Source organism: Leptolyngbya sp. AN02str (genome assembly GCF_050565595.1).
Classification (GTDB): Bacteria; Cyanobacteriota; Cyanobacteriia; order Elainellales; family Elainellaceae; genus Kaiparowitsia.
Window position 1 is genome coordinate 35384 of sequence record NZ_JBNXVR010000009.1, and the last position, 16006, is coordinate 51389.

Annotated in this window: 12 protein-coding genes; 1 reads left to right on the top strand and 11 read right to left on the bottom strand. The window is 44.9% G+C overall.

Features of this window, described 5'->3' with window-relative positions; genetic code table 11:
* Positions 1-217: 217 nt before the first annotated feature.
* Positions 218-1177: a glycosyltransferase gene (locus ACQ4M4_RS09025; protein WP_430684160.1), complete on the top strand. Its 960-nt coding sequence runs from the start codon at positions 218-220 to the stop codon at positions 1175-1177.
* On the opposite strand, the gene ACQ4M4_RS09030 is transcribed toward ACQ4M4_RS09025, so the two are convergent.
* From ACQ4M4_RS09030 to ACQ4M4_RS09080, 11 genes are all read right to left on the bottom strand, one after another.
* Positions 1134-2033 carry a glycosyltransferase family 2 protein gene (locus ACQ4M4_RS09030; RefSeq protein ID WP_430684161.1) on the bottom strand — a complete coding sequence of 300 codons (900 nt, stop codon included), beginning with the start codon at positions 2031-2033 and terminating at the stop codon, positions 1134-1136. The genes ACQ4M4_RS09025 and ACQ4M4_RS09030 overlap by 44 nt on opposite strands.
* A gap of 145 nt (positions 2034-2178) precedes the next feature.
* Positions 2179-4002 carry a hypothetical protein gene (locus tag ACQ4M4_RS09035; RefSeq protein ID WP_430684162.1) on the bottom strand — a complete coding sequence of 608 codons (1824 nt, stop codon included), beginning with the start codon at positions 4000-4002 and terminating at the stop codon, positions 2179-2181.
* A 55-nt stretch (positions 4003-4057) separates the two neighbouring features.
* Positions 4058-5062, bottom strand: a complete 1005-nt coding sequence (locus ACQ4M4_RS09040; RefSeq protein WP_430684163.1) for a glycosyltransferase — start codon at positions 5060-5062, stop codon at positions 4058-4060.
* A 57-nt stretch (positions 5063-5119) separates the two neighbouring features.
* Complete coding sequence (locus tag ACQ4M4_RS09045) at positions 5120-6232, bottom strand: FAD-dependent oxidoreductase (RefSeq protein ID WP_430684164.1); 1113 nt, start codon at positions 6230-6232, stop codon at positions 5120-5122.
* 5 nt (positions 6233-6237) lie between these two features.
* The gene (locus ACQ4M4_RS09050; RefSeq protein WP_430684165.1) at positions 6238-7107 is read right to left on the bottom strand and encodes a glycosyltransferase family 2 protein; all 870 of its coding nucleotides are present in this window, start codon (positions 7105-7107) and stop codon (positions 6238-6240) included.
* A 6-nt stretch (positions 7108-7113) separates the two neighbouring features.
* Positions 7114-7920 carry a sugar phosphate isomerase/epimerase family protein gene (locus ACQ4M4_RS09055; protein WP_430684166.1) on the bottom strand — a complete coding sequence of 269 codons (807 nt, stop codon included), beginning with the start codon at positions 7918-7920 and terminating at the stop codon, positions 7114-7116.
* Positions 7921-7925: 5 nt separating this feature from the next.
* Positions 7926-8696, bottom strand: coding sequence for an NAD-dependent epimerase/dehydratase family protein (locus ACQ4M4_RS09060; RefSeq protein WP_430684167.1), 771 nt, complete (start codon positions 8694-8696; stop codon positions 7926-7928).
* 96 nt (positions 8697-8792) lie between these two features.
* Entirely contained in the window at positions 8793-10592 is a 1800-nt protein-coding gene (locus ACQ4M4_RS09065) for a glycosyltransferase family 2 protein (RefSeq protein ID WP_430684168.1), read from the bottom strand.
* An 8-nt stretch (positions 10593-10600) separates the two neighbouring features.
* Entirely contained in the window at positions 10601-11542 is a 942-nt protein-coding gene (locus tag ACQ4M4_RS09070) for a sulfotransferase (protein ID WP_430684169.1), read from the bottom strand.
* Between the two features lie 115 nt (positions 11543-11657).
* The gene (locus tag ACQ4M4_RS09075; protein ID WP_430684170.1) at positions 11658-15062 is read right to left on the bottom strand and encodes a glycosyltransferase; all 3405 of its coding nucleotides are present in this window, start codon (positions 15060-15062) and stop codon (positions 11658-11660) included.
* Positions 15063-15158: 96 nt separating this feature from the next.
* A complete protein-coding gene (locus ACQ4M4_RS09080; RefSeq protein WP_430684171.1) occupies positions 15159-15902 on the bottom strand; it encodes a sulfotransferase in 744 nt (247 codons plus the stop codon).
* Positions 15903-16006 lie beyond the last annotated feature (104 nt).

Below are 16006 nucleotides of genomic sequence, written 5' to 3' on the forward strand. Positions count from 1 at the left end.
AAACAGGTTGCAACCATTTGTATGGCGGCTTCCATGGCGGCTCCTATGGCGGCCTGAACTTAGGTTCTAGATGTGACTAGGCTTAGCCTGTACCAAGGTACTGTACCTTGGCTCCAAAAAAAGTTGACCATCATCCTATCCTAGTTCTACGTCAGCGTGATTCGATAAGGATGAGCTAAACTCCTGCATGGCACGTTTTTGTGCAGTGACTCCTCCCATGGGTTCCAAAATTTATTTCATCACAATCAATTATTACTCGGCAAAATTGTTGCGATCGCTGTTGCATTCTATTCAGCAAGCGGCAGATTCGTCGGGCGATCGCGCCTTCGAAATCCTCATTGTGAACAACTCTCCCGATGACTCTGAGGTGGAATCCTTGATCCATGCTCCTTCTATATCGCTCATCTCACCCAAAATTAATTTGGGCTTTGGTGGAGGCTGCAACGTCGGAATTCAAGCGGTGTATCAGCGCGATCCTCAAGCCATTGTTTGGTTGATTAACCCCGATGCCTTGCTGACTGCTGATGCGATCGCCTATGTACGCCAATGTTTGCAACAGGAACCTGCGATCGCAATTCTGGGCACTCGCATTCAAGACTTGGAGGGTCGCCTGTGGTATAGCCAAGGCACCTTCAACCGTTGGACAGGCTCCCTCAAGCATCGGTTCGACACCGTTGACTGCACGCCATCCCCACCTGCAACTCATCCAACCCGCTGGGTGTCGGGCTGTAGCCTCATTCTCAACCTGGCAACCTTTGACCAGTGTCCCAGCTTCGACACCACCTACTTTTTAGATTACGAAGATGCCGACCTCTGCGAACGCTATGCCCAGCAGGGTTACCCTGTTCATGTAACCCAAGCTGTGTTGGTGCATCATCATGTGTCGGCCATTACTCAGCGCAACCTCACGGCTAAGTTTCAACATGCTGCCTTTAGCAAGCTCTATTTTCTCTATCGCCATGCCACTCCCCTTGCTCTGTGGGCCAATATGGTCTACATCATGGGCAAGGTGCTGTGGCACTTACCCCGCCGACCCGACATTGCTCATGGACGATTACGCGGCCTCTTCGATTTTTGGCAATGGCGATATCATTCCGCTCAGCCAAATACTCCCTTTCGGCCTCGGTCTAGCTTTACCCGCGCACCAGCAACCACAACCGATGGGCCAAAGCTCTAAAGGTTTTCCATTGCGATCGCCATGGGCAGTATCGGAAAAAGATATACATCAGCGGTGGCCAAAACAGATGCGACTTGCGATGGCAAAATGTGTAGTACACATCTGCCCAACGGTTCAAGCGCAGCTTTTTTTGCTCTACTGAAAAGTCGTTATATAGCACCACCTGCGGGCTGACAAATACTGGAATTCCGTTGCTGCGTGCCCGCATCGTAAATTCTGAATCGGCATGGTAGTGCGGCAGCCAACGCTCGTTGTACAAACCAATTTGCTCAAACACACGGCGATGAATCAAAACTCCGTTGCCGGGTAGCGCTTCGGTTTCCATGACCTCGCGTTGCCTCACCTCGTCTGGCAGGTCTTGTTCTAGAACATCGGCATCGGCCAACCGCAAAAAGTCGGGAGTTCCCCAGTCTGTGTAGCATCCCAAACTCCAAATGCGATCGCGCTCCGCCAAATAATTGATGCGATTCCCCAAAATCCAACAGTCACAGCGTTGGGCTATTTTCACCAACTGCTCAATATGATCGTCTGCCAAGATGGAGTCATCGTTCACGGTGAAAATATATTCCGCATCAGTCGTCAACGCTCTTTTGACTCCTGCATTCGTCGATCCGGTCCAAAAATTACGGGCCGAAACCGACAGTACGGTTACTTCCGGATAATGTTGCTTCACCGCTTCTTGGGTGCCATCGGATGATGAGGCATCAACAACAAACACGTGAAGGTAAGAATATGTTTGCGATCGCATCCGTTCTAAAAAACGCAGCGTCTTCGCCTTGCGATTGTAAGTTGGCACCACAACCGCAACGGCTGGATTGTTCACAATTGCTAGCGCTTTGCTATCCCACTTGCCCACTCGCCTACTCAATCCAACAGTCTTGATTCATCATACGGCGCTTCATGGTTGAACGCGTGGACCGGAGCTATAGACGGGAATATATTTGCTCTGTCTCAATTCTGACAAGATAGAGTGTGTAGCCAGCCGCGAAACCGGAGCGGTTTCAACGCTCTGGTGTTCGTTTTAGTAACTGCGCATTCTTAACAGAAAATGCTGGACAGACTTCGGGATTTTGGACATCAATCCGAAGCGACCTGAGATGGTGTGCCTGATGCCAGCGAGCTGAGGTATCTAATGGAATTCTGACGGGGCCATTCGGCGCAACAAAACGGATAACAGATTGCTCGTCAGGGCCTCCGAAAGACTTGCTACCCCAGTAAATCTCCAGCGTTGGGGCTGATGCTTGAGGAGCAACTGAACTGCCTAAGCATGCAAAATCGAAACCTAAAATGTCGGCATCTGTACCATTCAATTGAAAAAGTTGAAGGTCATATCGAATGCCCGGATCTTTATCCGTGACTTGATAACCCCCATTACCCAAAGGCGAAACATTTTGTAGTGCTGATGGGTTGGCGATGTTTGCAACCGGTTCTACCTGTGTGGATTGCTCCGCAATATGCCGAGGCAGCATCATTGCCCACGGTGGAGTGGTGGGATAAATCGGTACAAAAACAAACTTCCCATCTGCTGCTGGCTGCCATTCTTCATTTATGAAGCTTTGACGGGCAACAGCTTGCATTAAATTCTGTTCAAATGTTCCAATTTGCCTCAAATTACCGGCGTGCCTCTCAATATTTCCATATGAGGATGCCTGATTGGCACCACTCAGTAATACAACGAAGGCGATCGTCAAAACCCCCAACTGCATAGAGCGCTTCAGGAAACAACTTGCAATATCCTGAACGAGAAGAACCACTAAAAAGATTGAGAGTAAATTTTGGCCATAGTAATAGCGATCCGGCCAGGTTGTTGAATATCCATTGAGCAAACTCGTTAACCCTGGCCGAAATACCACCGCCAAGAGTGAAAATATCGCCAAAGAATACACTCCAGCCCAATACATTTCATAATTTTTAGGATTGGCAAATTTGATAAATAGTGCAACAACAGCAATCAATAACAAAACTGTAAATACATCATTCATATACCTGTAGAACGGATATATGACGGGATATAGAATTGAGCGAGCAAGCACCATTTCGATCAGGCTTGCGGGTGTCCAGGAAGAATCCAACCCCCCTGTGTATGAATTTCGGCTAGCCAGCATGAAAAAGAGCTGAATGCACAAGACTGTGCTTAACCCTATTAAGCTTAAAAATGTTCTATCGCGGAAAATGCTTTGCCATGAGCTTCCCTTTTTCCATACCTTCTTTAAATAAGGGAAGTAGGCAATTGGTTGAAGCATAAAAACGACTGGGTTTGTGGCTGCACAAACCCAAATGCAAATATCTAACCCCAAAAATATCCAAATGTTTTGTTTGGTATCACCCTGTTCAAGTCTTATATTTCTATAAGCAATTAGAATAAATGCGAGATATACAAAGGCGTATCCTAAGTTTAGAATTCTTCCAATTACCTCAAAATCTGAGCCGCCTAGTGGGAAAAAACTCACCGCCAAGGCGAGTAGTATTAGATATCGCATGCGCAACTTTTGGTGAAGCAGCAGGATCGGAAGAGCCGCAACAAAAGCAAGAAAAGAATACGAGGTAATCGCAATGATTTGCGGAAGATTTAGAACATTACTCCCAAAAATTAATTGATTAATCAGAATGGCGATGCCAGTAATAACAATATTGCCTAAAACCAGGTAGTCCGCTCTAGCCTCAAAGAGAGCGGGGAAAAAACCGTGGCTCAAAATTGGGCCGACATACGAGCGTCCATCCTCGGCATAAAAAACAGGATTGAAAAATGCATCAGGATTGCGAATAAAAAAGATAAGGCATGAAATACAAAAGATGCCAATGAACAATTGGGTTCTTTTCAACATAAAAATCTGGTTTTGTCAGAAAGAGCAATGTACAAAGCTTGGGTATTTATTCGGTCTAGCTTTTGAGCTTGCTCGACGTGACGTTAATGTCATTTTTACGAGTTAGAACCAAGCTACGGCTTTCTTTATCGATTAGATAGAATGGTCGATTTTGATTGCTAAGGAAAAGTCTGGAAATATATTCGGAAAGGACGCTTAAAATCATAAATAAAATGAAAAACATAAGCGAGTTTTGTAAGGATAATGTTGTCCAGCCTTCTGCAACATTATCCTTGAATATATTAATTAAAATGACATAGAAACTGTAGATGATATTTAAAGATGCGGCTAAAAGCGCTATGACAGATAGGAGACGAAGTGGATAGTGAGATGATAAGAAAACAAGACGCAGTGCGCGAGCGATCGCATCTGAGTAACTTTGTCGATATAAAGAGCCTGTACGATTAATTCTTTGATAGTTAAACGTGGTATACGCTAGTCCTGAAAAAGCAGCGATAACTGGAAATAGACTATAGCGATCGCTATTATCTAAAAACGAATTAATTGCGCGGCGAGTATAGAGCCGCAGAGTTGAGATGGCAATTGGTAAATCTTCTTTTGTAATGTAGCGGTAGAAACGAAAGAAAAATCGACTCATGAAATGGTAAGGACTTGATCGATTAATTCGATCATTCCTTAAACCATAGATCACATTAATTCCGCTATAGCTGAGATCAATCATCTTAATTAGAGGATCGACCGGATCATACGCGGCATCCATCGTGATGACCACATCACCAATGGCATTTTCAAGCCCGACAATAAATGCACTTTCATGAGGAATAGAGCGGGCTAGACAGTAAACTTGAATATTTTTTAACTCAGCCTGAAGCTGCTCAACAATGGTAATCGTTTCATCTTGTGAGGCGTTATCGACGAGTACAATCTCATAGTCTTTAAACTCTTGGGATAAAATATTAGAGACATCACGAAGATAATCTGCAATCCATCCACCTGCATTATGAATGGGCGACACCACAGAAACCAATAGATCTGACTTTTGGGGATTGCTTATCTTCATAAATGAATCAATTTGCCTGGTATTTCAAAAACGATTGAGTTTGAGTAAAGACTTTTCCTATGAAAAGACATCAGATGCAGCGATAAAGGCGTCGTAAATATTATCGATCTTAGAGCCTAAGACGGAGATAATATTGGGCTGATGTGTATTCTTTTCAAATAAGATGGGTCTGCCGTCATCGCCTTCGTTGCGAACTAAAACAGTCTTCACCTCAAATAAAGAATCGCAGTGCCGAGCCTCGCCTAAGCATGGCATAAAGCGTTGTGCGTCACGCAGCATAAACCCAAATGTGGTTTGTTTACTATAAGCGGCTAAGACTTCATAGGGATTCAGCTCAGGATGAGTGGATTCTAGCCATGAACTGTGGGGAGTGTAGCGAACGTGAGACAACGTTGAGAGCCGACGATCGGGAAATGGCATAAATGAGAAAAATGGCCCGTCCATGACAGTAACCGAGATGTCTTGTATCTCCTCGGGCAATTGCACGAGAGCCATCTCTGTGATTTCGTGCTTGAGTTGATGATGAGTTTTTTGAATGCCTTGAATTTGATTCAGCCCTGCATAGGTACAGTTCACAACATAACTACAACATAGATGGTTGCCAACATCATCAATGACATCCAATGGTTCGCTAAGGTTGTTATGGGGTTGAATGGCAATAACTTTGGTGTTGCACTTAATGATGACTCCTTGAGCGTCCAATCGTTGTCTCAGTAAACGCCTTAGCACCGCTGCATCAAATGCGTATTCCTGAGTTTCGTAAACTGCCGCGATCGCACGGGGCGAAAAGAGTTGTGTAAATTGCTTTCTGGCCGGTTGAATTGGAGCTTCAATCGTTTGGCAAAAGGTTTCAAATTGTCGAGGACTAACTTTTGAATGATGACGGGCGATCGCATATAGCTTGACAAACTCAGTCGCGATTGCTGGTCGAAACTCGTGTAAAAACCGAGCAAAGTTTAATCGGCTACGGTAGGCTGTGCTAAAGCTGCGGGGATAGTGGTAACCGCCATGCAGTCGAGCCTGGTTATGGTAAGACGCGCGGGTGAGTAAATCTGACGCTTGCTCGATTAAGACAACAGAAGCGCCTTGATCGGCCAAGTGACTTGCTAAGCTACACCCGTAGAAGCCACCACCGATCACAACAATTGGGTACTTCAGCGGCTTGATCATTACCTTTAACGGTGATGCGAAGTGGGACGATAACCGCCCAAAGCAGCTCGAAATAGCTGCATTAACATGCTCCAGTGCGTTTTCAGTCCCTTAATTTTGCTAGGGGTTGGGCCAGCGTTGGGATACCGCCTTGAAACTGGAATTTCTTTGACCCGGTAGCCAAGTTGAGGAGCCATAACCGATAGATAGTAGTGCAGGTTGTACGTATCAAAAATATGCCGAAACGGCTGCACTCGTTCATCGATTAAAAACTGTCGGCTGAGGGCACGAAAACCATTGGTGGTATCGGTGTAACGAAACCCTGCTCCCAAGCTAATGACAGGTGCATGGATGAGCTTGACAGAAAGCTTACGGATGAGTGGGGTGTTTTCTTCAATGCCGCCAGGAATATAGCGGGAACCTTGCACATAGTCCCACCCTTGGCTGAGAGCCTCAAGAAAAGCTGGAATGGCGTCTACTCCATCTTTGTTGTTGCCGTCTATGATGACGACTCCTTCGTATCCTTGGGTGAGAGCGTAGGCAAAAAACATGCGCAGTTGGGCACTCAGCTTTCCCGAACCTGTTTTGGTCAGGAGGGTTCTAACATGGCAAGGCTTTAAGTTTGCATCGGAAACAGAACCATCCCGACTGCCTCCATCGGCAATTACGATATCTGCTAACTGATGCAATCCTAATTGGTGCATCGTTTTGAGCTGCGTTTGAATGCGATCGCCCTCATTGATAACAGGAATGCCAATACAATAACGTGCTGTTTTGGGAGCATATTCCGTGATGACAAAATCTGGAACTTGCCATGAGGTGTGAAGCAGGTCTGACTCCGATGGCTCTGACCTTTTTCCAGTACGTTCAAACGCGAGATCCAATTCCTCATCCATCAACGCTTACGCTCCATACACCTGCATCACATAATCTAGCGCCTTCTCTACCCCTTGAATAGGCTGCTCAGTGGCCCTCATTTCGATCGAAATCCACTTTGTCCAGCCTAGGGTATGCAAGCTGGCCGCAACGCTCGCGTGATCAATGACGGGCTCTGCAAAGGAGCCCAAATGAGGCTCGCTGATGTGAATATGTTCCAACACATCCATGCATGAGTCGAGCGATCGGGGAATATCTTCCCCAGCCAGGTACATGCCTGCCACATCAAGATGCAGCCGAAATCCAGGAGAATTGACGGCTCGAACCAACTCGGCCCCTTGAGCACTGTGGGTTACAAAGTCGCATCCATAAAGGGTGGGATTGGGCTCAATACACAGGCAAACATCCAAATCCGCACAGTATTGCCCCACTTCTTGAAAAAGGTCAACCGCTTGGGCAAAGGCGTCAGTTTCGGACAATGGGCCCCGGAGTCGGTTTTTAGGAGCCCCAAATACGAGAGGCCTTGCGCCCAGCTGGGCAGCCAAATCTGCCACACGCTTTAAGTGCTGCACTAACTTGGCTTTGGTGTCTACTCCACCAAATACCTTCAAATCAGGGCAGGCATAGAGAATGGCCTGTAGGGAAGAACACTGTAGCCCTTGTTCTTCCAGACGATTGCGAAACTTGGTAATCACATCTGCTGTCAATTGCCAATCGGGGCTAATACGAGTTGGCGCTACTTCAATTGCAGCGACTTTGCGGTCCGCAAGCAAAGACAAGATGGTCTCATCGACTTCATCTGGCCATGCAATGTTCGAAACCGTCAATTTCACAATGTTTACCCCTTATTGAGTCGATACTCAGCAACAAATCTCCCAATGTCCTCTAAAACAGTTTCTTTCGAGAGAAGATAGCCGCGATCGCCACCAAGCACATCATCATAACAAGTTTTAACGTCATAACATGCCTGTGGAGTAGCCGCACTGCCCACCTTGACATTAGAAAAAAAACGAGAGGAAATTTCAGACGTTTGAATTGGCTCTGTTGCCAACATCACTAACATAATTTGAGATTGAATGACTCGCTGAACATCTCCCCACAGCCGAGTAATGTCGTACCATTGAAACCGGCTATCTGGATTGATCTTTTCTACCTCATTCTCATTCAGGAGATCAAAAATCACATTCTTCTTCAATCCTGGCCCAAACAAAGCCGGAAGGCGAATCACGAAACTCTCTCGAAACTGAGAAATGACAAATTGTTCTAAATAATAACGATTTCTTCCATAGGCATGGTTTTCCGCACTACCGCAATCAAATGTTTCATCAACATTCTGCACGCGAGGAAATACATCAATCGAGGAAATTAAGACAAATTGTCGAGATTCAACTTGCTTTAATTTCGATATCAAATTCTGAATTAGTGCTAAGTCTTCATCAGGGTTTTGGTTTGCCCACCATTTTTTAGCCTGAGGAGCAGCACAAATTAAGGTTTCAAACGTTTGCCCACAAATGGTGTCGATATTCTGAGTGTTATAGAAGCGATCGAAATGAGCCAGGCTGCTCAGATTGCTGCCGACAAAGCCCGTATGACCAATTAACCCATTCAACGCCTATACCCCTTCGTTAAGAATAGCTATCAACAATTAGTTTGAAGACGACTGTAGCAAGAATATTCGCCAACAAAAAAGACCCAAGTTTTGATCCTAATTGATAATAAAATGCGGACTTTGCTGGAAAAAGTTTGCGTTGTAGTAAGGATCACCTTGAAAGCTATCAAGATAAACATTCCATCGTTCGCGAATCCGCTCAAGCTCTCCTGGCTTTAGTCCAGGCTTTCGAGTCACAGATTCATGATGAGTGAGTTGAGCATGTGGAGTAAAGACGTTGCGATAGCCAGCCTGATGCACTTTTAAGCAAAAATCAACATCGTTGTAGTTCATCGGAAAACTTTCATCAAAGCCTCCAACTTGCTCAAACACTTCCCTTCTCACCATTAAGCAAGCAGCCGTAACAGCTAAGTAATTCCGATTCACAACATTGGAACCAAAGTATCCCAAGTGGCTTTCATGAGCGTTATAAAAAGCGTGCCCTGGATTTCCCTCTAAGATCAGGACCCCAGCATGCTGAATATTGCCATTTGGAAAAAGTAGCTTGGCTCCAACACAACCAACCTCTTGTTGCTGGGCTAGCTCCAACAAGGACTCAAGCCAATCTTGGGTGATCACTTCGGTATCATCGTTGAGCAAAAGAATCAACTCGCCTGAGCTCGCTTGAACACCAAAATTGATGCGATCGGAAAAGTTAAATGGTTCTGCACGTCGAACAAGCTTTACCTTAGGAGATTGAAGCATTGTGTCAACAACCTCATCTGGCGCATCGTAACCATCGACGACAACCACCTCATAGTTGGAGTAAGTGGTTTTTTTCAAAATACTTTGAATGCAGTTTTCCACAAATGCTGATTTTTTTTCTGAACCAGTCATTTGCTTCCCAGCGGTGGGAATTACAATACTGATCAGAGGATTCCCCACGATATGACGGCGAACTCTAAAGCACCCTGGTTGGGGCAATTCTTCAACCCTTCCAGGGTAAGAACTCCGCTGAACCATATCTTCTAAAGCTCGCTTGGCAGCGTTATAAGCCCAAGGTTTGGCGGTTTCTCCTGAAGCCGTTGAACTGGCCAATGTGCGCCAGTGATATAAAATTTTAGGGATGTGATAGACGTGATTCGTTTTCTCTGTAATTCTTAAAACTAGGTCCCAATCTTGAGCCCCATCGTATTCACTTCGAAAACCTCCAACAGCTCGAACTAGCTGAGTTCGGTATACTCCAAAGTGGCAGGTGTACATGCAACCTTGCAGGTAGTCGGGTGACCAATCTGGCTTAAAAAAGGGAGCAAACCGTTGGCCTGATTCATCAATTTTATCTTCGTCGCTGTATATAAAGTCAGCATCTGGATGTTGATGAATGAGCTTTGCATTTTCATAAAGGGCATTGAGCGGAAGCTCGTCGTCGTGATCTAAAAGCCCAATGTAATCTCCTGTTGCGAGATCCAAACCAACATTACTAGATGCAGAGATTCCGCCACGTTCTTTGCGGAAACTGACTTTTACTCGTGGATCAAGTTGAGCGTATTTTTCAAGAACTGGCTGAATCGCTGGCAATGTAGACCCATCGTCAACAATGCATAATTCCCAATTTTTATACAACTGGTTGCGGACGGACTCAATCGCTCGAACCAGAAAGGCGGGCTCAATGTTGTAGACAGGTAATATAATTGAAAATCTTGGTTGATACGAAAGCTGTTGAATGTCTGCTTGTATTGAAAGAATATCTTTTTTCGTTAGCGAATTTCTCGTAATCCAGGCTTGGTAATTTTTTCGAACTTTGAGCCTGCGTATGATGAAGTTGAAAGTCACATGAAACGCATGAGCAACTCCATGACTTTGAGAAATTTCTTTGAAGGTCTTGAATTTTTTTTGTAGCCTATCTAGGATTCGCATTATAAAACTCAAGTATCAATAGAATTGAAATAAGTCGCCGGACAGTTCAAAAGCTCTTCATCAAAGTCGGGAGCAATCACAGTAACTTCATTTTCACCAGGTGACAGGAAGGGCTTGATATCGATGAAAAAGCCCACTTTTCCGTCATTTGCTTTGACATCTTCTCGGGGTAGATTGGCGACTGTTGAAGCGACTTTTTTCTGATTGATCAGAATGTCGAGCTGGATTTCATCCTGCGATGAGTTTGAATAAGCCCAGCCTCTAACAATGCCATCTGTAATCGGTTCTAAAATCCCAACAACTGGCATTTTTCTTGCCCGTTTTAGATATTCAGGTCTATCTAATTCAATGGCTTTTTTCACTTCTAATAATTTTTCGTCGTCCATGGGCACGTTGCAGAAGTGAGCTAGATGCTTCAAAAAGCTATCTTGCTTTAAAATCGCTTTTTCATAAGAAACAAGCAAGACAGGATACTGAGTTTCGGCACAGAAATTGATGAGAGTTTCGTATTCCCTATTGGTTCTGGTGAGATTTCGGAGAACATCAGTATTCACTGAGATTGAGTTTCTGACAGCGATCGCCAAATGATCTCTAAAGACGATGACAAAATGAGGGTTACGAAGCTCATTCTGAAAGCTGTCAATATAGTTCATCGCCGTAGGCCGCTTCCAACCCCATATCTGAGGACACTTCTCATTACGGCTTTCGACAATCTGCTTGAATGTCTCAAGGTCGCCATTCTCGAGAGCCTGATGAACTTCGACGTCTTCAAGTACGGCTGGGTCGCGCTTGTCACCCATGAAAACACCCATCGCCTCTAAAACTCTTGCAACCATGGATGTGCCACTTCTGGCAACGCCGAGGACAACAATTGTTTTGGGGTTTAGCCGATGCTCATCTGTTTGGTTGAGAGTGTATATTCCTAAATTGATTAGCTTCTGTATTGACATCTCGATAACCAGTCCTATTCTGCTAGCCGTTGAGAACAAATTGACGCACGTGGCGTATGGCGTTGACAGCCACTTTTCTGTTTTTGATATAGCAATCCGCTTTGTTTAAATGCCCTTATTCAACCGCGATCGCATATCCACCTGACTGCAAACTCAAGTTCTTGTTGTAATAAGGGTCTCTCTCAATTAAATCTTTCCACCTCTCTTTCATATAATCCGCTTCCCCTTCAAAGCGTGCTCTCTTTTCTGGGGTGTCTTCATAACCTCTACTCTTGGACTCGTAGTGATAGAGAACAACGTGAGGTAGATACACGTTTTGATATCCCTTCTCAATCAACTTGAAGCAAAAATCAATGTCATTAAATGCAACCTTGAGTGCTTCTTCAAATCCACCAACTTCTTCGAAAACTGAGCGCCTGCACATTAAACAGGCTGCGGTCAATGCCGAGTAGTTGTTGATGGTTTGAATTTGGTCGAAATATCCTGGGGAATCACCAGGGTGATACTTATGGCTATGCCCAGCGACGCCACCAATCCCGGCAATAACGCCAGCATGTTGAACCGTATCGTCGGGATAGAGGAGCAAAGGCCCGACAGCGCCAATGGATGGGCGTTGTGCTTGCTCGACCATGGCTTCGAGCCAATCTGAATGAATAACCTCGGTGTCGTTATTGAGGAATAACAGGTATTGACCTGTCGCTTTTTCAACTCCAAAGTTGTTCAGTTTTGAGTAGTTAAACGGGATGTCGTTGGTGAAGACCTGGAACCGCTCTGGTTCTTTCGTTTTCCACTTTTGGAAGACATTAAGAGCCTCTTCTTCTGTGGTGCCATTATCAACTAGAACGACTTCAAAGTTGGGGTAAGTTGTTTTGGTGAAGATGGAGATTAAGCACCGATCAAGCACCGCACCTAAGTCTCGAGTTGGAATGATGATGCTGACGCGATCGCACGTTTTGATGTCGTACCGGATGAGGTAATGATTGTTTGGGGTTGTAATGACTTTTCCTGGTTCTTGCCGCCTGGCGATCGCATCTTCTAGAGCTTTTTGGCCTGCAATCAAAGCGTAATCTTTTGTATCGATAGAGCTAGAGGTAGAGCCAGCGTGAATTCGCCAGTGATACAGAACGTTGGAAATGTGGAAGATATTCGACGTCTTTTCTGTAAACCTCAGCACCAGATCATAGTCCTGCGCTCCTTCGTAGCCAGGGCGGAACCCACCAACTTCATCCACAATCTTTTTGCGATAGACCCCCATGTGACAAACGTACATTTTTGATAGGAGTGTATCTGGACTCCAATCGGGTTTGAAATAGGGATCTCGCAAATAATTTTTATCGTCAATCTTATCTTCATCCGAATAAATGAGATCGGCTTCGGGATGATGGTTGATGAGATCAACAACTTCGTATAAGGCGTCTCCAGTTAAGACGTCATCATGATCGAGTAAGGCAACGTATTCACCTGTGGCGATTGCAAGTGCAGAATTTGATGCTTCGGAAATATGGCCATTCTGTTCCCGAAAAACAACCTTGATCCGAGGATCGGTCTTAGAGTAACCCTGGAGTAGGCTTTTGATTCGAGAATCAGTTGATGCATCATCTGCAATACATAGTTCCCAATTCTGATAAGTCTGACCAATAACGGATTGAATTGCAGCCTTTAAAAACTCCGGTTTGGGATTATAGACTGGCATGATGATGCTAATTAGCGGCTGCTTAACAAAGCTGGCGGCCTTGCCAATAAGAGCTTGAAGTTCCCGTTTGCCACGATAGTTTTTATCTAGCCACACCTGATAGCGTGGATTATCGCTCAGTGGCTTGCCTTCAATCCAACTAAAAACTCTTCTAGAAAGCTTATTAAGCTGCTTGATTTGTTTAACCAGACCTCGGTTTTTCTTCGCCTCAATAATTTGATGAAGCGCGTGCAGAGACTCCACATTTGGAGTAGGGCGTCTACCCTCGGCTGCCCCAGAAAGAACGTAATGCAGCAGTGGATTGACCCTGGCTTTGGCTACATCCGGGTATTGTTCAAGATAGTACTGACTGCTGAAATGAGGATTGGGATCTCGATCTTCAAATGCTCCATGATGCAGGTAATGAAGAATTGGATCTGCTCCACCCAGCAAAACATCTATATTCTTTCGAAGGTAGTAGCTTGCATCAAATAAACCACTCGTTTCCACTTTGATTGTGTTTTTCAGGGCTTGAATTTCTGCATGAGAACGCAATGTTAATATGCGAAATATCAACATAATTCTGCGTCTAAAGAAATGGAAGCCAAGGTTCCTAATCCAAGAACGCCATGACAAAAAGCCAGATGCTTTTTCAAGCAAAATAAAGTTTTGTAGAACTTCCATCTGGCGATTTAGCTCTTTGACCTCATCAGACAACGTCTCTATCTGTTCTTGGCTAGTTGAGAGTTCGTGAGATAGGGTACTGACCTTTTGTTTACTATCAAGAAGCTTGGTCGATAGGTGTTCTACCTGCTGAACCCGTTCAGACAATTCCTTCGAGAACTCAGTAACTTGCTCATTGAGAACTTGAAGATGATTGGAGTAATTGCTGACTTCTTGCTTATAGCTTGCCAACTCTTGGTTGAGTATCAGTAGACTATCTTGGTGGTCTTTTTGTTGATGCTCTAGAAGTGGGCTGAATGCTCGATTAGCTTCTTGAAAAGCGTCGTACATTTTGTCCAGTTCCTCGTAGCTTACAGAGTGAATGTTGTTGCTTGCACGTATTGCCCAATCGTAGGTTTTAGCTACCCAACTAGGCACAAAAGGATTTTGAAGAATATCTGCAAAATCGCTGTGATGATGACGCAGATCAGGTCTCAAAAACTGAGCGATCGCAGCTTCTGCCTCGGTAGAAACTTCTCCAAAGCACACTTCAAGCTCGCGTTCTACCTTATGGATGGTTCCACGCCAGTCATTCAAAAGCTGTTCATAAGTAACAAAGGCTCGCTTCTGGTTTCGGGTATGGCGTTCTGCGGCTAAAAAGTGCTGTAACCAGAGCAGTACTGATTTCGACACCAAAAAACCATCACGTTTCTCTAAAGAAGCCGCAACCTCTAAGGGATTTCGAATTGGGAGGATAAATAGAGGCTCAGCCCCATACTCATGGACAACGTGGGTCCAAAATGGAACGAGCCGACAAACTCTAGGATCTTTAATCACGAACAACGGATGATCCTGAAAGTTGCTCGTGACGAGTTTTAGGGCTTTTGCATGAAGCTTAGCAGCAGCTTCAGACCCAAACCATCGCTCAGGAAAATCCGTGTAGTCGTCCCATGCAGAGTTTGCTGACCTTAGAACCTCTTCATTGAAGTGAACAAGATCGGCGGGCTCCCAAAAGCCAGTCTCATTGTTGTTTTGCTTTGGGGGCATTAGCTTGTCTGGGAGAAACGCGCCACAAAGATTTAGCACTCTTGTCAGTGCTGACGTGCCACTGCGATGCATTCCTAAGATAAAAATGGCTTGCTTCGTATTGGCTGGGCTACTACCTCTGCAGGGTTGATCTTCCATGGTTGGCGACGGCGGCTATGGCAAATGGGAATAGAACTCAGAGTTTGGATCTTTGAATGTAGTTTTAAGCTACCATCTTGCGTGTCTTGCTAATGCTTAGATTTCAAGCCAATATTCGAGATCTCGTTCAAAGAAACGCGATAGGTTTCGAATTTCTTCTCGATACAAATCCTTCAAATAAAGTTTAAGAGACGGCCTTTTGTCCAACGCGTTAGATATCACAACAAATGTATCGCCAATTAAAGGGGGACGAACAACCGCTTGTAACTCATCAAGGGGGAAGTCCTGCCAGATGGAGGGAGAGACCTCAATATGGTTGGATACATCGGCTAAGACTTTTTCAGGATGAGTGCGGATGTCATCAAAGAAAATGGTGAGTAGAGAAGAACTAGGATAGATGGAAGTCCAATTTTTGATGCTTCTAAGGTAATTACACTGTGATCGAGAAGTGTGACATAAAAAGTGATCAATAAACCATTGATCAGAAGCCTCGTGCATCTCCATTTGGGATCTAATTAGAGCCATGATTGCTGATGAGAAGGCTCGTTCAATAGGGTTGCGAATGCTGAAAATCAACCGCACGGAAGGAGCCACTTCGTAAATTGATTGAATAATATTGGGCTCCAGTATTCCATAAGCCGGCGTGATTTCTCCCTGTTTGATATGTTCAGGGCAAGGTGGAAATAGCTTTAACCATGCATCGCCCCCGTCTTGCGATCGCCTATCCCAGAAATGCACTTCCTTACCTGCTGGAAACTTGATCTGGGGATGGCGATCTAAGTTCTTGTACAGCCAGGTAGTTGCTGATTTTTGAGCCCCTATACCCAAAAAATGTATCAAACGATTGCTCCTCGATCTCGGTACTTCATGCAAAGTAGGCTATTGAACACATGGCACACACAGTTGACTCTATCAACCTATCGTTCACAGGCCGTGAACTGGGC

Bases quoted from the DNA above. Each gene is read 5' to 3' on its own strand.
- ACQ4M4_RS09035 (WP_430684162.1), bottom strand. From the start codon at position 4,002: ATGTTGAAAAGAACCCAATTGTTCATTGGCATCTTTTGTATTTCATGC.
- ACQ4M4_RS09040 (WP_430684163.1), bottom strand. From the start codon at position 5,062: ATGAAGATAAGCAATCCCCAAAAGTCAGATCTATTGGTTTCTGTGGTG.
- ACQ4M4_RS09025 (WP_430684160.1), top strand. From the start codon at position 218: ATGGGTTCCAAAATTTATTTCATCACAATCAATTATTACTCGGCAAAA.
- ACQ4M4_RS09045 (WP_430684164.1), bottom strand. From the start codon at position 6,232: ATGATCAAGCCGCTGAAGTACCCAATTGTTGTGATCGGTGGTGGCTTC.
- ACQ4M4_RS09050 (WP_430684165.1), bottom strand. From the start codon at position 7,107: ATGGATGAGGAATTGGATCTCGCGTTTGAACGTACTGGAAAAAGGTCA.
- ACQ4M4_RS09070 (WP_430684169.1), bottom strand. From the start codon at position 11,542: ATGTCAATACAGAAGCTAATCAATTTAGGAATATACACTCTCAACCAA.
- ACQ4M4_RS09065 (WP_430684168.1), bottom strand. From the start codon at position 10,592: ATGCGAATCCTAGATAGGCTACAAAAAAAATTCAAGACCTTCAAAGAA.
- ACQ4M4_RS09075 (WP_430684170.1), bottom strand. From the start codon at position 15,062: ATGGAAGATCAACCCTGCAGAGGTAGTAGCCCAGCCAATACGAAGCAA.